The sequence below is a fragment of the Streptomyces sp. CB02980 genome (assembly GCF_014451325.2).
In the GTDB taxonomy this organism is placed as follows: Bacteria; Actinomycetota; Actinomycetes; order Streptomycetales; family Streptomycetaceae; genus Streptomyces.
Genome location: NZ_JACSCH020000001.1, coordinates 587173 through 607801, shown reverse-complemented (window position 1 = coordinate 607801; position 20629 = coordinate 587173). Strand labels below are relative to the sequence as shown.

16 protein-coding genes are annotated in these 20629 nt (G+C 69.5%); 12 read left to right on the top strand and 4 right to left on the bottom strand.

What is annotated here, in order from left to right:
• Window positions 1–64 precede the first annotated feature (64 nt).
• The gene (locus tag E0F75_RS02770; RefSeq protein ID WP_187620787.1) at window positions 65–1507 is read right to left on the bottom strand and encodes an endo-1,4-beta-xylanase; all 1443 of its coding nucleotides are present in this window, start codon (window positions 1505–1507) and stop codon (window positions 65–67) included.
• 593 nt (window positions 1508–2100) lie between these two features.
• Entirely contained in the window at window positions 2101–3114 is a 1014-nt protein-coding gene (locus E0F75_RS02765) for a LacI family DNA-binding transcriptional regulator (protein ID WP_187620786.1), read from the bottom strand.
• Between the two features lie 234 nt (window positions 3115–3348).
• Between E0F75_RS02765 and E0F75_RS02760 the strand changes: the two genes are divergently transcribed.
• The 11 genes from E0F75_RS02760 to E0F75_RS02710 all read left to right on the top strand — a co-directional run bounded on the left by E0F75_RS02760 (window position 3349) and on the right by E0F75_RS02710 (window position 14373).
• Window positions 3349–4641, top strand: a complete 1293-nt coding sequence (locus E0F75_RS02760) for an extracellular solute-binding protein (protein WP_187620785.1) — start codon at window positions 3349–3351, stop codon at window positions 4639–4641.
• Window positions 4634–5623 (top strand): ABC transporter permease subunit, encoded by a 990-nt coding sequence (locus E0F75_RS02755; RefSeq protein WP_187620784.1) that lies wholly within the window; start codon window positions 4634–4636, stop codon window positions 5621–5623. The genes E0F75_RS02760 and E0F75_RS02755 overlap by 8 nt, the downstream gene beginning before the upstream one ends.
• Complete coding sequence (locus E0F75_RS02750; RefSeq protein WP_187620783.1) at window positions 5620–6450, top strand: carbohydrate ABC transporter permease; 831 nt, start codon at window positions 5620–5622, stop codon at window positions 6448–6450. Before E0F75_RS02755 ends, E0F75_RS02750 begins: the two co-directional genes overlap by 4 nt.
• A gap of 36 nt (window positions 6451–6486) precedes the next feature.
• Entirely contained in the window at window positions 6487–7437 is a 951-nt protein-coding gene (locus E0F75_RS02745; protein ID WP_229312447.1) for a glycoside hydrolase, read from the top strand.
• A complete protein-coding gene (locus tag E0F75_RS02740) occupies window positions 7335–7862 on the top strand; it encodes a glycoside hydrolase family 30 beta sandwich domain-containing protein (RefSeq protein ID WP_229312446.1) in 528 nt (175 codons plus the stop codon). Before E0F75_RS02745 ends, E0F75_RS02740 begins: the two co-directional genes overlap by 103 nt.
• 29 nt (window positions 7863–7891) lie before the next feature.
• Window positions 7892–8926, top strand: a complete 1035-nt coding sequence (locus tag E0F75_RS02735; protein ID WP_229312475.1) for an endo-1,4-beta-xylanase — start codon at window positions 7892–7894, stop codon at window positions 8924–8926.
• Window positions 8923–9969 carry a Gfo/Idh/MocA family protein gene (locus E0F75_RS02730; RefSeq protein WP_187620781.1) on the top strand — a complete coding sequence of 349 codons (1047 nt, stop codon included), beginning with the start codon at window positions 8923–8925 and terminating at the stop codon, window positions 9967–9969. The genes E0F75_RS02735 and E0F75_RS02730 overlap by 4 nt, the downstream gene beginning before the upstream one ends.
• Window positions 9966–10826 carry a PmoA family protein gene (locus tag E0F75_RS02725; protein WP_187620780.1) on the top strand — a complete coding sequence of 287 codons (861 nt, stop codon included), beginning with the start codon at window positions 9966–9968 and terminating at the stop codon, window positions 10824–10826. The genes E0F75_RS02730 and E0F75_RS02725 overlap by 4 nt, the downstream gene beginning before the upstream one ends.
• Window positions 10778–11533 carry a cupin domain-containing protein gene (locus tag E0F75_RS02720; protein ID WP_187620779.1) on the top strand — a complete coding sequence of 252 codons (756 nt, stop codon included), beginning with the start codon at window positions 10778–10780 and terminating at the stop codon, window positions 11531–11533. Before E0F75_RS02725 ends, E0F75_RS02720 begins: the two co-directional genes overlap by 49 nt.
• Window positions 11533–12999: a non-reducing end alpha-L-arabinofuranosidase family hydrolase gene (locus E0F75_RS02715; protein WP_187620778.1), complete on the top strand. Its 1467-nt coding sequence runs from the start codon at window positions 11533–11535 to the stop codon at window positions 12997–12999. Before E0F75_RS02720 ends, E0F75_RS02715 begins: the two co-directional genes overlap by 1 nt.
• 207 nt (window positions 13000–13206) lie before the next feature.
• Entirely contained in the window at window positions 13207–14373 is a 1167-nt protein-coding gene (locus E0F75_RS02710) for an aldose epimerase family protein (RefSeq protein ID WP_187620777.1), read from the top strand.
• A 97-nt stretch (window positions 14374–14470) separates the two neighbouring features.
• Here the strand turns inward: E0F75_RS02710 and yicI are convergent, their stop codons facing one another.
• Window positions 14471–16753: an alpha-xylosidase gene (yicI, locus tag E0F75_RS02705; RefSeq protein ID WP_187620776.1), complete on the bottom strand. Its 2283-nt coding sequence runs from the start codon at window positions 16751–16753 to the stop codon at window positions 14471–14473.
• Window positions 16750–18168 carry a GH1 family beta-glucosidase gene (locus E0F75_RS02700; protein WP_374115357.1) on the bottom strand — a complete coding sequence of 473 codons (1419 nt, stop codon included), beginning with the start codon at window positions 18166–18168 and terminating at the stop codon, window positions 16750–16752. Before E0F75_RS02700 ends, yicI begins: the two co-directional genes overlap by 4 nt.
• A gap of 227 nt (window positions 18169–18395) precedes the next feature.
• On the opposite strand from E0F75_RS02700, the gene E0F75_RS02695 reads away from it, so the two are divergent.
• Window positions 18396–20537 carry a beta-galactosidase gene (locus E0F75_RS02695; protein ID WP_187620775.1) on the top strand — a complete coding sequence of 714 codons (2142 nt, stop codon included), beginning with the start codon at window positions 18396–18398 and terminating at the stop codon, window positions 20535–20537.
• Window positions 20538–20629 lie beyond the last annotated feature (92 nt).

Sequence of the window (20629 nt, the reverse complement as noted above, 5' to 3'; positions counted from 1 at the left end):
GAGCTGAAACCGGTGGCGAAACGCTGTGCCGGGTTGACGCAGAGGCCGCCCTCGATGCGCCGGATCAGGTGCGGGTCCAGCGTTGGTTGCTGCCGTTCCAGCAGGAGTAGAGCTGGATCAGGGTGCCGTTGGCGGTGCCGTTGGCGGCGGCGTCGAGGCAGAGTCCGGACTGGGCGCCGACGATGGATCCGTCGGATTCGAGGCGCCACTTCTGGTTGTCGCCACCCCAGCAGCTGTAGATCTGGACTTTGGCGCCGTTGCCGGTGCCGCCGGCGTCCAGGCACTTGTCGCCGTAGACCCTGAGCTCACCTGCCGCGGTGAAGGTCCACTGCTGGTTGGTGCGGTTGTTGCAGTCCCACAGGTTGAGCTGGGTGCCGTCGGTGGTGCCGGCGTTGGGCACGTCCAGGCAGCGGCCCGAGGCAACGCCCTTGATCTGCCCGGAACCGGGCGAGGGGGTCGGATTCGGGTTGGGGGAGGCGGCGTTGAGTGCGTTGAGGACGGAGGCGTAGGCGGACTTCTTGCTGCCGTCGCCGTTGAAGAGCAGCGGCGAGTGCTCCGGTCGCCAGGAGTCGGTGTCGCGCACGCCCCAGACGGTGATGCCGAGGCAGCGCGGGACGGCCAGGCAGTCGTTGGTCACGTTGGCGTAGGTCGTGCCCGAGGCACCCTGGATGTCGAGTTCGGTGACGGCCACATCGACGCCGAGGGCGGCGAAGCTCTGCAGGGTGGTGCGGAAGTTGCTGTTGTAGGGGCTGTCGTTGTTGAAGTGGGACTGGAAGCCGACGCAGTCGATCGGCACGCCGCGCTGCTTGAAGTCTCGGACCATGGAGTACATGGCCTGGGTCTTGGCCCAGGTCCAGTTCTCGACGTTGTAGTCGTTGTAGCAGAGCTTGGCGGCCGGGTCGGCGGCGCGCGCGGTGCGGAAGGCGAGCTCGATCCAGTCGTTGCCGGAGCGCTGCAGGTTGGAGTCGCGCCGGGCACCCGAACTGCCGTCGGCGAAGGCCTCGTTGACGACGTCCCACTGGACGATCTTGCCCTTGTAGTGGCCCATCACACCGTTGATGTGGTGGGTCATCGCCTGCCGCAGCGCGCTGCCGCGGAGGTTCTGCATCCAGCCGGGCTGCTGGGAGTGCCAGGCCAGGGTGTGGCCGCGCACCTGCTTGCCGTTCTGCACCGCCCAGTTGTAGACGCGGTCGCCGGCGGCGAAGTTGAACTGGCCCTGCTGGGGTTCGGTGGCGTCGATCTTCATCTCGTTCTCGGCCGTCACCGAGTTGAACTCGCGGGCCGCGATCGCCGTGTACGCCGAATCGTTGAGCCTGCCCGAGGCGATGGCGGTGCCGAAGTATCGGCCGCTCTGCGCCGCCGCACTGCCGAGTGTGCTCTCGGCGGCCTGTGAGGTCTGCGGCGCCACCAGCACGGCGGCCGAACCGAGGACGCCGACGATCAGCGCCGCACACAGGCTGCCGATCTTCCGGCGGGCGGTGGACGGTGGAACGGTATGTGAGCGCATGAATGAGCCTCCAGGATGGAAATCACGGAAGGATTTGAGCGCGGGCGGAATGAATTCGCGTGAACGACGCCCCCGTCCATGAGTAAAAGGACGCGCACCACCAGGGCGTAATGGTTCAAGGCCTGCACCCGGAATTCAGGCAGAGGGGTGTCACCGCCTTGGAACTCAGTGTGGAAACCCCGCAGAAACATGTCAAGAGTTTCGAAAGAGTTTCGGTGATCCTGGCCCTCGAAGTGGCCCCGTAGCGGCTTTCGGTAGCACGCTCCCTGTCGAAAGTATTTCGATGGAGGGCGCTCTGATCTGGCGTTATCAGTTGAAAACTGAGACGGAATACGGTGGTCGCTTGACGTCCCTCGTCGTCTCCGGTGGACGTCCCGGACGCGTCCACATTCACATTCGGACGAATGGAGAGAAATCCGTGTCCGGTGCGGATGTCAGAGCCGACAAATGGGTGCTGGATTCCGAACTGTGGATCCTGAGGAGAGATGCCTCCATAAACGACTGCTTCCTCCGGCCTCAGTAGATCGGCGACGCGTACGGACGCGGGCAGGAGTGCGGGACCGGGTCACGCCGGGGACCCGTCAAGGTCTTTCCTAGGGCCGGGGCGGGGCCGTGGAGAGCCGGACCTTGAGTTCGGTCGAGAGCTCCATCCGAGGGCTGACCAGGGGCTGGTCCTCCAGCAGCTGGAACAGCGTGCGGGCGGCGAGCCGGCCCATCTCCTCCAGCGGCTGGCGCACGGTCGTCAGCGGCGGTGACAGCCATTCGCACATCGGCAGGTCGTCGAAGCCGACCACGCTGAGGTCCTGCGGGATCCTCAGGCCGCCCTGCCGGGCGGCCTCGTAGACGCCCATCGCCTGCTGGTCGCTACCGGCGAAGATCGCGGTCGGCGGCTCGGGGAGGGCGAGCAGCTCCCGGGCGCCCTGGAACCCGCCCTCGTGCTGGAAGTCGCCGAACCGGATCAGGTCGCGGTCGATCTCGATCCCGGCCCGCTCCAGCGCGGCCCGGTACCCGTCGATGCGGGCCTGGCTGCAGAGCATCTCCTTGCGCCCGCCGATCGCGGCGATCCGGCGGTGCCCCAGCTCCAGGAGGTGCTCGGTGGCGGCGAGGCCGCCCGCCCAGTTGGTCGCGCCGATGCTCGGCACACCGTTGCCCGGCAGGTCGATCGGGTCGATGACGACCAGCGCCACCCCGGCGCGTTCGACCTGGGCGCGCTGGGCTTGGGTGACCGAGGTGGTGACGAGGATGACGCCGTCGCTGTGGTGCAGGACCGGCAGTGCGGCCCAGCTCGACGGCGTGGCCTCGCCCGGCGGGACGAGCGACACGACGGTGCCGACGCTCCGCTGGGCGCACTCGGCCTCGACGCCGCGCAGGATCTCCACCGCCCACGCGCTGTCCAGGCCGCCGATGATCAGGTCGACGAGGCCCGACCTGCGGGCCCTGCCCTGTCGGCCGGGGGAGAGGTAGTTGTGAGATCGCAGCAGGCCCTCGATCCGTTCGCGTGTCGAGGGTGCGACATCGGAGCGGCCGTTGATCACCTTGGACACGGTGGCCTGGGAGACCCCTGCCTCCGCGGCGATGAAGGCCAGGGTCGGACGCTGCTCGCTCAACTTCTCTCCTCTGCGCGGACGCCTTCGGCTGGCGACAGGTATCGCAAACTTTCGAAGAGTTTCTGGTCGGCGCGACGGCTTGTCAAGCCTATGAACAGCCGCTGTTTCCAGAGCAATTGACGACGGGGGTCTTGACCGAGAAGCCCTGTGTTCCTAGTTTATGGCAGCACCGAATTCGAGAGTATTTCGAAAAGTTTTCGGGCGCGAACCGGCGTTCCCCACCCCGGAGGTCCCATGGCCAGCACCCCCCCGAGCCGACGAAGCTTCCTGGCGCTCTCGGGCTTGACCGTACTGTCCGCCTCCCTGGCCGCGGCCTGCGGCGTCGACGACTCCGGCGGCGAGCCGGCGGCCGACGGCAAGGTGACGTTCGCGTGGTGGAACATCGCCACGACAGAACCGGGCAAGTCCCTCTTCCCGCAGATCTCCTCGGCGTTCACGTCCGCTCACCCGAACATCACGATCAGGACGACCTCGTTGGAGAACGAGGCGTTCAAGTCCAAGCTGACCGCCACCACTTCTTCGGGAAAGCTCCCTGATGTCTTCCAGACCTGGGGCGGCGGCGTGCTGCAGCAGCAGGTCGACGCGGGTCTCGTCGAGGACCTCACCGACGCGTTCGGCTGGTCGTCCGACCTCATCCCGGTCTCGCTGCAGGCCTATCAGTTCGGGGGCCGGACCTACGGGGTGCCCTACGACGTCGGCATGGTCGGCTTCTGGTACAACAAGAAGCTCTTCGCCGAGGCCGGGATCACCGCTCCGCCGGCCACCTGGGCCGAGCTCCTCGAAGACGTCAGGAAGCTCAAGGCGGCGGGCATCACTCCGATCGCCCTCGCGGGCAAGGAGAAGTGGCCGGGCCACTACTACTGGGCCTACCTCGCGATGCGCGTCGCGGGCCTCCCCGCGCTGCAGCGGGCCGCGACCACCAAGGACTTCACCGGCGCTGGCTTCGTCCAGGCGGGCACCCACCTCAAGGAGCTGGTCGACCTCCAGCCGTTCCAGACGGCCTTCCTCGGCGCCGGCTACGCCACTCCCGGCGGCCAGGCCGCGACCATGGGCAACGGCAAGGCCGCCATGGAGCTGATGGGGCAGTGGGGACCGTCGGTACAGAAGGACGCGGGCGCCGACCTCGGAGCGGACCTGGGCTTCTTCCCCTTCCCGGCGGTCGACGGCGGTGTCGGCCAGGTCACCGAGGTGTTCGGCGGTGGCGGCGGCTTCGCGCTGCGCAAGGGCGCCCCGAAGGAGGCACTGGACTTCCTGAAGTTCCTCGTGCTGGAGAACGAGTCCAAGCTGCTGGCCTCCAACGGCTACCTGCCGGTGGTCAAGGGCGCGGAGAGCCAGCTCACCGACGCCAACAGGAAGGTGGTGGCCGACAGCCTGGTCAGGGCGACGGGCTTCCAGCTCTTCCTCGACCAGGCCTACCCGCCGGCGGTCGGCCAGGAGGTCAACGACAGCGTCGCCGACCTCATCGCGGGCAAGAAGACGCCCGAGCAGGTCACCAGGTCGATCACCGAGGCTGCGAAGGGTGCCTGACGCCGTGTCCACCCTGACCGAGGAGCGGACGGAGGACGCCGTGCCGGTGCGCCCGCCCGCCCCGGCCCGGTCGCTCCTGCGCGGATGGCGAAGCTGGGCGTCGGTCGCCTGGTTCCTCGTCCCGGCTCTGGTCCTCTTCCTCGTCTTCGTCCTCGCCCCGATCGTCGTCGCCGTCTACACCGGCTTCTTCAAGTGGGGCGGGGTCGGCCCCATGGACGACTTCGTCGGCCTGGCGAACTACGCCAAGCTGTTCGACGATCAGGTCTTCCTCGGCGATCTGGGGCGCGGGCTGTACCTGATCGTCCTGTCGATCACGGTGCAGTTGCCGTTCGCGCTGTTCACGGCGGTCCTGCTCAACCAGAGGCTGCGCGGCCGGGCCGTCTACCGGATGCTGTTCTTCGCGCCGTACATCCTGTCCGAGGTGGTCACGGCGGTCCTCTTCACGATGATCTTCCTTCCGGGCGACGGCATGGCCGACCATCTCGTCGGCGTCCTCGGCCTGGAGGGCCTGGAAGGCAAGTGGCTCGCCGATCCCTCGACGGTCATGCCGACCCTGTTCGTGGTCATGATCTGGAAGTACTTCGGCTTCCACATGATGCTCTTCCTCGCCGGGCTGCAGAGCATCCCGGGCGAGATCCTCGAGGCCGCCTCCATCGACGGCGCCGGCGCCTGGCAGCGCTTCCGGCACGTGACGCTGCCGCTGCTCGGCCCGACGATCCGGATCAGCGTCTTCCTTTCGATCATCGGGTCCATCCAGCTCTTCGACCTCGTCTGGGTCATGACCGCGGGCGGGCCCAACCACTCCTCCGAGACGATGGCGATCTCGATGTTCCAGTTCGGGTTCAAGCGGTACCAGGTCGGCTACGCCAGTGCGATCAGCGTGGTGCTGTTCATGATCAGCCTGGTCTTCTCCCTCTTCTACCAGCGTTACGTGCTCCGCCGTGACCTGAGCGGGGCCGTCACCACGGGAGGCGGTCGATGAACGCCCGCAGAACCGCACGCGGCCTGTCGCTGCACGCGGTGGTCTGGCTGATCGGCGCATTCGTCGTCGTGCCGCTGATCTACGCGGTGATCTCCGGGTTCAAGAGCACGGGCGAGCTGACGACCAACCCGTTCGGGCTGCCGGAGCACTGGAGGACCGGCAACTACACCGGCATTCTCAGCGACGGAATGTTCTGGCGACAGATCGCCAACAGCGCGGGTATCGCCATCGGCACGACGTGCTGCACGGTGGCGGCCGCCGCGATGGCGGCGTTCGTGCTGGCCCGCTACGCGTTCCGGGGCAGGGAGCTGTTCTACACGCTGTTCACGATCGGGCTGATGTTCCCGTTCGCGGTGGCCGTCCTGCCGCTGTTCCTCATGCTGCGCAACTTCGACCTGCTCGACAACCCGCTCGGGGTGATCCTCCCGCAGGCGGCCTTCGGGCTCCCCATGACGATCATCATTCTGCGCGGTTTCTTCCGGACCGTCCCGGCGGAGGTCGAGGAGGCGGCCATCGTGGACGGCTGCGGGAAGTTCCGCTTCTTCTGGAAGATCCTGCTGCCGATGGCGCGTCCGGCGCTCGGCACGGTCTCGGTGCTGGCGATCGTCACGAGCTGGAACAACTTCTTCCTGCCGCTGCTGGTGTTCAACGACCCGAAATGGCAGACGATCCCGGTCGGCGTCCAACAGTTCCAGGGCCAGTACTCGACCGACTACGCGCTCGTCCTCGCCTACATCGTGCTCGCCATGGTCCCCGCCCTCGCCTTCTACGCCCTCGCCGAACGGCAGCTGATCGGCGGCCTCACCGCGGGCGCCACCAAGGGCTGACCCCGTCCGCGCGACCTCCACCCCCGAGGAGACGTTGTGAAACGCCTGACCGCACTCACTGCCGCACTGATGTTCGCGTTACCGTCGCAGGCCGTGGCCGCCCCCGCGCGATCCGGCATCGACTTCCGCGCCGAACTCCAGCCCATCGACGGATTCGGCTTCTCGATGGCCTTCCAGCGGGCCGACCTGCTGCACGGCGCGCGCGGCCTCAGCCCGGCCAAGCAGCGCGAGGTGCTCGACCTGCTGCTCAGCGAGGACAAGGGCGCGGGCCTCTCGATCCTGCGGCTGGGCATCGGGTCGTCCACCGACAGGGTCTACGACCACATGCCGACGATCCTGCCGGCCGATCCCGGCGGGCCGGACGCCACGCCGGAGTACGTCTGGGACGGCTGGGACGGCGGCCAGGTCTGGCTCGCCAAGGAGGCCAAGGCCTACGGCGTCACACGGTTCTTCGCCGACGCATGGAGCGCCCCGGCCTTCATGAAGACCAACGGAAGCGAGAACGACGGCGGCGAGCTCCTGCCCGAATGGCGTCAGGCCTACGCGAACTACCTCGTCCAGTACGCCGAGTTCTACCGGCAGGAAGGCATCAGGATCACCGACCTGGGGTTCACCAACGAACCCGACTGGACGGCGACCTACGCCTCGATGCGGTTCACCCCGCAGCAGGCCGTCGACTTCCTCAAGGTGCTCGGACCGACCGTTCGCGCGTCCGGGCTGAGGACCGGGGTGGTCTGCTGCGACGCCGCGGGCTGGGACCGGCAGGTCGCCTACACCGAGGCCATCGAGGCGGACCCGGCCGCCGCAGGGCCGTACGGACCATCACCGGCCACCGCTACGGCGGTCCGGCCGACGTCCCGCAGCCGACCGACAAGCGCGTGTGGATGTCGGAATGGTCGCCGGACGGCTCCACCTGGAACGAGAACTGGGACGACGGCAGCGGCTACGACGGTCTCACCGTCGCGGCCGACATCCAGCACACCCTGACCGTCGGCAACGCCAATGCCTACGTCTACTGGACCGGCGCGTCCCTCGGCGCGACCCGGGGGCTGATCCGGCTCGCCGACCCCGGTGACGACTACCGGGTGTCCAAGCGGTACTGGGCGCTGGCCGCCTTCAGCCGGTTCATCCGCCCCGGCGCCGTCCGCGTACCGGTCACGAACGCCGACCCGGCCCTGAAGATCACGGCCTTCCGCAACGCCGACGGCAGCCGCGTGATCGAGATCCTCAACACCGCGACGACCGAGAGCTCCGCCGAGTTCTCTCTTCGCGGTGGCCATGACCGGCACCCCGACGGCTACGTCACCGACGAGACGCGCTCGATCACCCCGGCCGACATCGTCTCCACGCACGGCACGACCCTCACGGCGACGCTCGCCCCGCGCGCCCTGACCACGATCGTCCTCGACTGATCCGCCCAGTACAGGAGCTTGTCATGCTCATGTCTCGAAATCTCGCCGCCCTGTCCGCCGTCATCTGCCTCGCGGCCGGCCTCGTCGCCGCCCCCGCAGCCGCCGAGTCCCGCCCCAGGACGCTCGGCGAACTGGCCGAGAGGCACCACAAGTACTTCGGCTCCGCCACCGACAACCCCGAGTTCACCGACGCCGCCTATCTGAAGCTCCTCGGCAGCGAATTCGGGCAGACCACCCCCGGCAACGCCATGAAGTGGTACGCCACCGAACCCGAGCGCGGCGTCTTCGACTTCACCGCCGCCGACCAGGTGACGGCCTTCGCCAAGGCCCACCACCAGAAGGTCCGCGGCCACACCCTCGTCTGGCACAACCAGCTCCCCGACTGGCTCACCGAGGGCACCTGGACCGCCGACGAACTGCGCGCCATCCTCAAGAACCACATACAGACCGTGGTCCGGCACCACAAGGGCCAGGTGATCCACTGGGACGTCGTCAACGAGGCCTTCAACGAGGACGGCACCTACCGCGAGACGCTCTTCCTCAGGACGCTCGGCCCCGGCTACATCGCCGATGCCCTGCGCTGGGCCCATGAGGCCGACCGGCACGCCAAGCTGTACCTCAACGACTACAACGTCGACGGGATCGGCCCCAAGAGCGACGCCTACTACACCCTGATCAAGCAGTTGAAGGCCGACGGCGTCCCGGTGGAGGGCTTCGGCATCCAGGGCCATCTGGCGCTCCAGTACGGCTTCCCCGCCGACGTCCGGCAGAACATCCAGCGCTTCGCCGACCTCGGGGTCGAGGTCGCGATCACCGAGCTCGACATCCGGATGACCCTCCCCGCGACCTCGGAGAAGCTCGCCACCCAGGCCACCTGGTACGCCGACTACGTCAAGGCCTGCCTGGCGGTCAGGAAGTGCGTCGGCATCACCATCTGGGACTACACGGACAAGTACTCGTGGATCCCCTCCGTCTTCCCCGGCGAGGGCGCGGCACTGCCCTACGACGAGAACCTGCTGCCCAAGCCCGCCTACCACTCGATCAAGGCGGTGCTGGGCGGATGATACGAACGGCGATCGTCGGAACGGGCGGGATCGCGGGCATCTGCCACGTTCCAGCCCTCCGGGCGCAGGCGCACCGGGCCGTGATCGTGGCAGCCGTCGATGTGGATGCCGCGCGCGCCGAGGCGTTCGCGGCCGAACACGGCATTCCCGCGGTCTACACCGACCTCCACACGATGCTCGAGGCGCAGCGGCCGGACCTCGTGCACCTGTGCACGCCGCCGTTCCTGCACGCCGACCAGGCCGTGGCCTGCCTGAAGTCGGGGGCGTGGGTGTGGTGCGAGAAGCCGGTGGCGCTGTCCCTCGCCGAACTCGACCGGATCAGTGCCGCCGAGGGGCCCGCCGCCGCGGGCGCGGTGTTCCAGCACAGGTACGGCTCGGGGGCCCGCTACCTGCGCGACCGGATCGCGGCCGGGGCGCTGGGCCGCCCGCTGGTCGCGCAGTGCGTCACGGCGTGGTACCGCGACGACGCCTACTACGACGTGCCCTGGCGCGGCACCTGGGGGAGCGAGGGCGGTGGCCCGACGCTGGGCCACGGCATCCACCAGATGGACCTGATGCTCGCGGTGCTCGGCGAATGGGCCGAGGTACGCGCGATGGCCGGCCGCCTGGAGCGCGATGTCCAGACCGAGGACGTGTCCGCCGCCCTGGTCCGGTTCGACAACGGAGCCATCGCGACGGTCGTCAACAGCGTCCTGTCCCCACGCGAGGAGAGCTACCTGCGGTTCGACCTCACCGACGCCACGGTCGAGCTGCGGCACCTGTACGGCTACTCCAACGCGGACTGGACGTTCACCACCAGGTCGGCCGGCGTGAAGTGGGAGCCGCCGGACGACCTGCCCAGCTCGCACACCGCCCAGCTCGCGGCCTACCTGGACGGCTACGACGCGGGGATCAGGCCCGACCTCGGCAGGACCACCATGGAACTTGTCACGGCCTTGTACAAGGCCGCGATCACCGGCCTGCCGGTCCGGCGCGGAGAGATCGACGCGGCCGACCCGTTCTACGGCTCACTCGACGGCGGCCGGCCGGAGGTGTTCCGATGACGTTCGAACTCCTCGAGAACGAGGACTCGCTGATCGTCCGCGCTCGTGACGTCGACCTCTTCCGGTATGTGCACCGGCCGGTCATGGACCCCTTCGAGGCGCCGAAGCCCTACCTGCACCCGGTGCGCACGCTCGCCGGCGACGTGGTCACCGGGTACCGGCCGCACGACCACCGCTGGCACAAGGGCGTCCAGATCACGGCGTCGTGGGTGTCGGGGCAGAACTTCTGGGGCGGCGGCACCTACCTGCGCGGCCAGGGCTACGTGGACCTGCTGAACCTCGGCACGATGCGCAGCCTCACCGTGTCCGCCGAAACGGGCCACGGCCGCGCCGTGATCACCGAGGACCTCGCCTGGCACACGATGGCGGGGGAGCGCTGGATCGACGAGCGCCGCACGCTGACCGCACGCGACGTCGAGGCCGACTCCTGGACCCTGGACGTCACCACCGCGCTGACCAACGTCCTCGACACCGATCTGATGTTCGGCAGCCCCGGTACACAGGGCAGAAGGCTCGCGGGCTACTCCGGCCTGTTCTGGCGCGGCCCGCGCGACTTCACCGGCGGCCACGTGATCGGCCCCGCGATGGGCGAGCAGGGCGACTGGCTGGCCTTCATCGGCACGCACGACGAGGTCGACCGCTCCTCCACGCTCCTGTTCCTGGACGATCCGGACGCCCCTTGCCACTGGTTCGTCCGCAGCGAGCCCATCCCCGCCGTCAACCCGTCCCTGGCGTTCGACAAGGAACTGCCGCTGGCCCCGGGCGCATCCCTGTCACGCCGCTACCGGATCGTCGTGGCCGACGGCGCATGGACCCGCAGCCGCCTGGCCCGCCATGTCGCGGAACACCCGTGGTGACCCCGCTCCCCGGCGGCGTGGGGATCTCCGGGTTGACCGTGTACGACTGGGAGGCGGCCGACGGGCTGTGCGGCGGCACACCCCACATGCACCTCGTCTGCGCCGAGGCCTACGTCGTCATCGGCGGCGCGGGCAGCGTCCAGACGCTCACCACGTCCGGCTTCGCCGACACCCCGCTGCACCCCGGCGACGTCGTCTGGTTCACCCCCGGCACGATCCACCGTCTCGTCAACGGCGGCGGCCTGCGCCTCGTGGTGCTCATGCAGAACAGCGGACTCCCCGAGGCAGGCGACGCCGTCTTCACCTTCCCCGCTCCTGTGCTGGCCGATCCCCATGCCTACCGGAGGGCGGCCGCCCTGACCGGCGACCATTCCGCGGCGGCGCGCCGCCGCCGCGACCTGGCGATCGAGGGTTTTCTGGCCTTGCGCGAAGGCGGTCTGCGGGAGTTCCACATCGCGGCCCACCGCCTGAAGACCGAGCTGCTTGACGCCTGGCGGATCCGCTGGCGTGACGGCCCCCTGGCCGCGGCCGTCACGACCGGCCGCCAGCTGGAACGGCTGAAGGCCGGAGACCTCTCTCACCTCAGCCACGGCACGGTGTCCCGACTGGAGCGCCCGGAGCGCCGACTCTTCGGCATGTGCGGCCGCCTTCACACCTATCCCGTTCTTCATCACCCCCACCCCCACTCCCCGAAGGAGCTCTTCTGATGCGGTCCCGCCATCCCTCCTCGGTCCACCTGAAACGCCTGCTCGCCGTCCTCGCACCCCTGCTGCTCCTGGCGACGTTCTTCAGTGCCCAGCCCGCCGGCGCGGCGACCGTCGACCCCAACGCCTCGTACGTGCTGGTCAACCGCAACAGCGGCAAGGCCCTGGACGTCTACAACCTGGCGACCGACGACGGCGCCCGCATCACCCAGTGGGCCAGGAACGATCAGAACCAGCAGCAGTGGCAGTTCGTCGACTCCGGCGGCGGCTACTACCGCCTCAAGTCCCGCCACTCCGGCAAGGTGCTGGACGTCCACAACAGGTCCACCGCCAACGGCGGTTCGATCGTCCAGTGGGCGGACCTGAACGGCACCAATCAGCAGTGGCGGCTGGCCGACAGCTCCGACGGCTACGTGAGGCTCATCGCACGCCACAGCGGCAAGGCCCTCGAAGTACAGGGCGCCTCCACCGCCGACAACGCGAACATCGTCCAGTACGACGACTGGGGCGGCACCAACCAGCAGTGGCAGTTCGTCAAGGTCGGCGGCGGCAACCCCGGCGTGTGCGCTCTTCCGTCGACGTACCGCTGGACGTCGACAGGCGCGCTGGCGCAGCCCAAGCCGGGCTGGGCGTCGCTCAAGGACTTCACCGTCGTCCCCCACAACGGCAGGCAACTCGTCTACGCGACGACGCACGACACGGGGACGAGGTGGGGTTCGATGAACTTCAACCTGTTCACCAACTGGTCGGAGATGGCCTCGGCCGGCCAGAACACGATGTCTACCTCCACCGTCGCGCCCACGCTCTTCTACTTCGCGCCGAAGAACATCTGGGTGCTCGCCTACCAGTGGGGTGGGACCGCCTTCTCCTACCGGACATCGAGCGACCCCACGAACCCGAACGGCTGGTCATCCGAGCAGGTGCTCTTCTCCGGAAGCATCACCGGCTCCGGAACCGGACCCATCGACCAGACGCTCATCGGTGACGGGACGAACATGTACCTGTTCTTCGCCGGTGACAACGGCAAGATCTACCGGGCCAGTATGCCGATCGGGAACTTCCCGGGCACTTTCGGCACGAACTCGACCGTGATCATGAGCGATACGACGAACAACCTGTTCGAAGCCCCACAGGTCTACAAGCTCCAGGGCCAGGACCGCTACCTCATGATCGTCGAGGCCATCGGCTCGCAGGGCCGGTACTTCCGCTCGTTCACGGCCACCGGCCTGAACGGTTCGTGGACTCCCCAGGCCGCGACCGAGAGCAACCCGTTCGCAGGCAAGGCCAACAGCGGCGCCACCTGGACCGACGACATCAGCCATGGCGAACTGATCCGCACCAGCGCCGATCAGACCATGACCGTCGATCCGTGCAATCTGCAGTTGCTCTACCAGGGACGCAGCCCCGACTCAGGCGGTGACTACGGTCTCCTGCCCTACCGGCCGGGCCTGCTGACACTGCAGCGCTGACGACATGACGCGGGTCCGGCTCCGGTGCGGAGCCGGTGCGGCGGGCTCGGCGGAAGGCCGAGCCCGCCACGGCCACGCGCTCAGGGTGCCTGAGGCGGGTGCGAGCCGGGACCGTTGACATGGTCCTCGTGGCGTCACTACGGTCGCGCCACGATTTCGAACATGTGACGAAATATCGAACGTCCTACGTCAAGGAGCTCCATCGACATGACCATCGACAGGCGTACGGTGATGGCGGCGGGCGCCGCCGGAATCGCGGCAGCGGCCGCCGGGCCGACCTCGGCGTTCGCCGCGGGCGGCACGGAACGGTTAGGCGGCAGGCCGGCGAAGGAGCTGTTCGGGACCCTGTCCGACGGCACACGCGTCCACCGCTGGACCGTGGCCGCGGGAGGCACCCGGCTGCGCGTGCTGTCGTACGGCGGCATCGTCCAGGCCCTCGAAGTCCCTGACCGGCGTGGGCGGTACGCGAACGTGTCGCTGGGCTTCGACAACCTCGAGGACTACGTGGCGGGCAGCCCGTACTTCGGCGCCGTCATCGGGCGCTACGGCAACCGCATCGCGGGCGGCGCCTTCACCCTCGATGGCAGCACGTACAGACTCCCCGTCAACGACGACCCGAACAGCCTGCACGGCGGGGACAAGGGCTTCGACAAGCGGGTGTGGGACGTGGAGCCGTACGCGCAGGGGCGGGACACCGGCCTCACCCTGCGGTACGTCAGCGCCGACGGCGAGATGGGCTACCCCGGCACCCTGCGCATCCGGGTCGACTACGTCCTCACACCCCGCGGCGACTTCCGCATCGACTACAGGGCCACGACGGACAGGGCCACCGTCGTGAACCTCACCAACCACACGTACTTCAACCTCGCGGGAGAGGGCAGCGGCAGCATCCTCGACCACACCCTGAGGATCGCCGCTTCCCGATACACCCCCGTCGACTCCACCCTCATCCCGACCGGCGAACTCGCGAGGGTCGCACACACCCCCTTCGACTTCCGCAGCGGCAAGCCCATGGGCCGGGACATCCGCGAGGCGCACCAGCAGGTCCTCTTCGGCCGCGGCTACGACCACAACTTCGTGCTCGACAAGGGACCCACCGACACCCCGCAGCATGCCGTGACCGTGACGGAGCCCGTCCTCGGCCGCGTGATGGAGATCGCGACCACCGAGCCGGGCGTGCAGTTCTACAGCGGCAACTTCCTCGACGCCGCGCTGGCGGGTACCTCCGGGAAGGTCTACCGCCAGGGCGACGGCTTCTGCCTGGAGACCCAGCACTTCCCCGACTCGCCCAACCAGCCGTCCTTCCCGTCGACGGTGCTCCGCCCGGGACGGACCTACCGCTCGACGACGGTGCACTCCTTCGGCGCCCGCTGAATCGCGGCACGCTGCCGGGATGTGGGCATCGACGGCGTCGGTGAGCAACCGCGCCGAGGGCGGGGGCCCCGCGGGGCCCCCGCCCTGACGGTCGGGTTCAGCCCGGGTAGGGAAGATCGGCCTCCGAGGTGCCGGCCGGCCGGGTGTGCGCGGTCGCGTCCGGGCTGCCGATCCGCAGCTGCCACGGGTGCGGGCTGTCGGTGGTCACGTACAGGCGGTCGCCCCGGCGGCGCAGGTGGAAGCGGGCGGTCTCACCTGTGCCGTCGGTGCTGGGGATCAGGACGGTGCGCTCGGCTCCGTCGGCGAAGGCGTGGACCCGCAGTTCGACGCCGTCCGCCCAGGCCGAGACCGGGTGCCGGTCGTCGGCGGCCAGCGCGATGACGGAGTCCGGGCGGGCAAGGAGTGGCAGGGTGTGGAAGCCGTGCTGCTCACGGGCCCAGCGAGGCCCGGTGACCTGGGCGCCCGTCAGCACATTGGTCCATGTGCCGTCCGGCACGTAGTACTCGACTGTGCCGTCGTCGGTGAAGACCGGGGCGACGAGCAGGTCGTCCCCGAGCATGTACTGCCGGTCCACCGTGGCGGCGGCCGGGTCGTCGGGGAACTCGAGCACCATGGCCCGCATCACCGGGACGCCGGTGGCGTGCGCCTGCTGGGCGGCGCGCTGGAGGTAGGGGGCGAGACGGTGCTTGAGCAGGGTGAACTCGCGGGTGACCTCGACGGCCTCCTCGCCGTAGTCCCAGGGCACGCGGTACGACTTGCTGCCGTGCAGGCGGCTGTGCGAGGAGAGCAGCCCGAACTGCACCCAGCGCTTGAAGACGGTGGGGGTCGGGGTGCCCTCGAATCCGCCGATGTCATGGCTCCAGAAGCCGAAGCCGGACAGTCCGAGGGAGAGCCCACCGCGCAGCGACTCGGCCATGGCGTTGAAGTGGGACTCGCAGTCGCCGCCCCAGTGGACCGGGTACTGCTGGCCTCCGGCGGTGGCGGAGCGGGCGAAGAGCAGCGCCTCGCCCTCGCCTCGCTCGGCGCGCAGGAGGTCGAAGACGGCCTGGTTGTAGAGGTGGGTGTAGTAGTTGTGCATCCGTTCCGGGTCGGAGCCGTCGTGCCAGACGACGTCGGTGGGGATGCGCTCGCCGAAGTCGGTCTTGAAGCAGTCCACGCCCTGGTCGAGCAGCGTCTTCAGCTTGCCCGTGTACCAGTCGCGGGCGGCGGGGTCGGTGAAGTCCACCAGGGCCATGCCGGGCTGCCACAGGTCCCATTGCCAGACGCTGCCGTCCGGGCGGCGCACCAGGTAGCCCTCTCGCATACCCTCCTCGAACAGCGCCGACTTCTGCGCGATGTACGGGTTGATCCAGGCGGAGACCCGCAGCCCCCGCTCCTTGAGGCGCGCCAGCATGCCGGCCGGGTCGGGGAAGGTGTCGGAGTCCCAGACGAAGTCGCTCCACTGGTAGCCGCGCATCCAGAAGCAGTCGAAGTGGAAGACGCTCAGCGGGATGCCGCGTTCGGCCATGCCGTCGACGAAGCGGGTGACGGTGGCCTCGTCGTAGTCGGTGGTGAAGGAGGTGGTCAGCCACAGGCCGAGCGCCCAGGCCGGCGGCAGGGCGGGGCGGCCGGTGAGCGCGGTGTAGCGCTGGAGGATCTCCTTCGGGGTCGGGCCGTGGACGACGAAGAACTCCAGAGACTGGTCCTCGACGCTGAACTGGACCTGGCCGACCGACTCGGAGCCGACCTCGTAACTGACCTTGCCGGGGTGGTTGACGAAGACGCCGTAGCCGCGGTTCGTCAGGTGGAAGGGGACGTTCTTGTACGCCTGCTCGCTGCTGGTGCCGCCGTCCGCCTGCCAGATGTCCACGACCTGGCCGTTCCTGACGAACGGGGTGAACCGTTCGCCCAGTCCGTAGACCAGCTCGCCGACTCCCAGGGCGAGTTGTCCGAACATGAAGTGGCGGCCTTCGGCGTCGGTGGCGAAACCGGTCCCGCGCTCACCCACGGAGGTCAGCACCCGGCCACCCGCGGTGAACTCCAGGCGCCACGGCTCGGAGGTGTCCACCCGCAGTGACAGCTCACCCGCACTGAGCTCGACCACCGTGCCGTCCCGGTGTACCTTCCCGGCATCCGGTTGCCCGCCCGGCAGTGCGAACTCCGGCCCCCGGTGCACCGAACCGGCGTGGTGGGTGGCACGCACCCCGATCACGCCCTCGGCCGGCGACCAGCACTCGATCGTCAGCAGCGGACTGTTGAGCATGCCGCCGCGACCGAGCACATGTTTCACCGGCGCGTAGAGGGTCATCCGGTGCTCGTCGGCGCGGACGTCGGCGACCTCGGTGGCGTAGCGGGCGGTGACGCCCGGACGCATCAGCCAGTAGCCGTCGGTGAACTTCATGGGGTGGATTCCTCCGTCCGCGCGCGGTGCGCGGTGATCAGGCCCCGGTACCAGTCGTAGCTGTCCTTGGGCGTTCGGGTCAGGCTGGTGTAGTCGACGTGGACGAGGCCGAAGCGCCGGTCATAGCCGCGCGCCCACTCGAAGTTGTCGAGCAGGGACCACGCGTAGTAGCCGCGTACGTCCACCCCGGCCGTGATGGCGTCGGCGACGGCGGTCAGGTGGTCGGCCAGGTAGGCGATCCGGTCCGGGTCGTGGACCCGGCCGTCGGGGGCGACGGTGTCGTCCTCGGCGGAGCCGTTCTCGGTGATCCAGACCGGTGGGAGCCGCGGGTGGCGGGCGCGCAGGTCCAGGAGGAGCTCCGTGAGCGCGGCCGGGACGACGGGCCAGCCCATGGTGGTGTGCCGTGTCCCGTACGGGTCCTGCTCGGCGACGCCGATGTCGACGGCGGTGCGGAGTCCGGGGTCGTCCGTACGGCGTGGTGCGGCGGCGATGGTCACCGGCCGGTAGTAGTTGATGCCGAGGAAGTCCAACGGCTCGCCGATCACCTCCAGGTCACCGGGCTGCCGCCAGGGGCCGTCGGCGAGGCCGCCCCAGGTCTCGGGCTCGTGCTCGGGGTAGCGCCCGGCGAGGAGCGGCTCGGTCCAGACCTCGTTGTGGAGGACCTCGGCGCGGCGCAGCGCGTCGAGGTCCTCGGGGCGGTCGGAGGCGGCGTGGAGCCGGTCGAGGTTGAGCGTGATCCCGACCTCCCGGGCGCCCGCGGTGCGCAGCTCCCGTACCGCGAGGCCGTGGGCGACCAGCAGGTGGTGGGCGGCCGCCAGGGCTCCGCGGCCCTCCTGGGCGCCGGGCGCGTGCCGGCCCTCGGCGTAGCCGACGAAGGCGGAGCAGTACGGCTCGTTGAGGGTGATCCAGCGCTCGACCCGGTCCCCGTAGCGCTCGGCGGCAAGGGCCGCGTACGCGGCGAACGCCTCGGCGGTCTCTCTGACGCGCCAGCCTCCGCGGTCCTCCAGGGCCTGGGGCAGGTCCCAGTGGTAGAGGGTGACGGCGGGCGCGATCCCGGCGGCCAGCAGATCGTCGATCAGCCGGTCGTAGAAGTCCAGGCCCTTGGCGTTGACCGGCCCGGTGCCCCGGGGCAGCAGGCGGGACCAGGCGATCGAGAAGCGGTAGCCGTCGACGCCGAGCCCGCGCAGCAGGGCGATGTCCTCGCGGTGGCGGTGGTAGTGGTCGCAGGCGGTGTCGCCCGTGGCGCCGCCGAGGGTGCGGCCAGGGGTGTGGCTGAAGGTGTCCCAGATGGACGGTCCGCGGCCGTCCTCGTCATGGGCACCCTCGATCTGGTAGGCGGCGGTCGCGGCTCCGTAGCGGAACCCGGCGGGCAGGTCGGGGAACGGGCGCACGGTGGGCCCGGGTGTGTCGGACACGGCCACCTCAACGAGAGGGAGAGACAGGGGCGATTGGTGAAGCGCTTCGACGCTCCCACCGCCTAAGATGCGCTGTCAATGCCTGGCAGGAAAGAACGTTCCCTTATCCACGGCCTCTTGTTTCGTCCTGAGTACCTCAATACCTTGCATCTCAAGGTGAAGCGCTTCGACGATCCGTGATCCGCCGAGGGGGCGGCCGGAACCCCTACGTCCCTGAAGGGCCCCGCATGACTGATCTGCCCGCGCGCGTCCTGTTCGGCGCCGCCTACTACCACGAGTACCAGCCGTACGAGCGGCTCAAGACCGGCCTCGATCTCATGGCGGAGGCGAAGTTCACCGTCATCCGCGTCGGCGAGTCGGTCTGGTCCACCTGGGAACCCGAGAACGGCCGGTTCGAACTCGACTGGCTGCAACCCGTCCTGGACGGCGCCCACGAGCGCGGTATCGCCGTCCTCCTCGGGACTCCCACCTACGCGGTGCCGCCGTGGCTGGCCCGGCAGTACCCGGAGATCGCCGCCGAGGACGCCACCGGGCGCCGCGCCGCGTGGGGCGCCCGGCAGGAGGTCGACTTCACGCACCCGGCCTTCCGTTTCCACGCGGAGCGGGTGATCCGCGCGATCGTGGCCCGTTACGCCGACCACCCGGCGGTCATCGGCTTCCAGGTCGACAACGAACCCGGCCCGCGACTCCCGCACAACCACGGCGTCTTCCAGCGCTTCGTGGACGACCTGCGGCAGCGGTACGGCGACGTGGAGACCCTCAACCGCGAGTGGGGGCTGGTGTACTGGTCGCACCGACTGTCCACCTGGGCCGACCTGTGGACCCCGGAGGGCAACGCGCAGCCCCAGTACGACCTGGCCTGGCGGGCGTTCCAGGCGCGTCAGACCACCGAGTTCATCGCCTGGCAGGCCGGCATCGTGCGCGAGTGCGCGAAGCCCGGCCAGTTCGTCACCTCGTGCCTTGCCTACGGCCTGCCCGGCCTGGAGGACGACGAGCTCACCGACAGCCTGGACGTCACCGCGGGCAACCCGTACTACGACATGCAGGACAGCCTTACGATGCCCGAGCCGCCGCGGGAGAAGCTGCCGCAGCAGTGGATGGCGTACGGGGCGTGGGCGCTGCACCACAGCGCAGACCGGATCTACTCCTCGCGTCAGGAGCCCTTCCTGATCACGGAGACCAACGCCCAGGCGATCGGCGGCACTTCGGACAACCGGCCGGCCTTCGACGGGCAGTGGCGGCAGGCCGCGTGGGCGCTGGTCGCACGCGGGGCCCGCATGATCGAGTACTGGCACTGGCACACGCTGCACTTCGGCACCGAGACGTACTGGGGCGGGGTCCTCCCGCACAGTGGGCGGCCCGGGCGCGCGTACCGCGAAATCGCCCGACTGGGCGTCGAGTTCGAGCGTGCCGGCGAACTGGTCGCCGGGATCACGCCGGACGCGGACATCGCGATGGTGTACTCGGCGCCGAGCCGGTGGCTGATGCAGAAGCATCCGCCGCTCGCCGGCCCCGACGGCGGCCCGGACGCGGGTGCCTACGAGGGCATCTTCGAGCCGTTCTACCGGGGCGCGTTCGAGGCGGGGCGCCAGATACGGATCCTGCACGCCCGCCAGTTGCACGACCCGCACCGCGAACGCCCGGGAATGACCCCTGAGTCGGCGGCCGAGCTGTACCCCGTGCTCATCGCTCCCGCGCTGTACGTGGCGGACGACGGGATGCTCGACTGGCTCGGCGCCTACGCGGAGGCGGGCGGCCACCTCGTGCTCGGTCCCCGCACCGGCTACGGCGACCACGAGGCGCGGGCGCGCCACGAGGTGACACCGGCGCGACTGGTCCGGGCCGCGGGCGTCCGCTACGACGAGTTCAGCAACCTGCACGCCGACGTGCCACTGCACACCCCACCGGACAGCCCGCTCCGGCTGCCCGCCGACGCGGTGGCCACCCGTTGGGTGGAGGGCCTGGCCGTCGAGGACGCCGACGTCCTGGCCGCGTACGACCACCCGCACTTCGGGCGCTGGCCCGCCGTCACCACCCGCCGCCACGGCGCGGGCCGCGTCACGTGCGTGGGCACCGTGCCCGGCCGTGACCTGGCGCGCGCGCTCGCCGCGTGGCTCACGCCCACCCCGTGCAGCGGATGGCAGGACCTGCCGGACTCGGTCACCGTCGCCACCGGCACCGCCCCCGACGGCCGGCGCGTCCATGTCGTCCACAACTGGAACTGGCAGCCGGCCACCGCCCAGGCCCCGGTGGGCCTGACCGACGCCCTGGACGGCAGCGTGGTCCCGGCCGGTACGCCCGTGCGGCTCGGTGCCTGGGACGTCCGCGTCCTCGCCGCCGCACCGGGGTCTGCCGCGGAAGACCGGTGACATTCGCCCGAAGAGCGTCTCGAACGCAGGCCTGAAGAAGCCGAGTCCGGCACCGAAGCCTTCCGGTGCCGGACTCCTGCGTGTCGACTCCC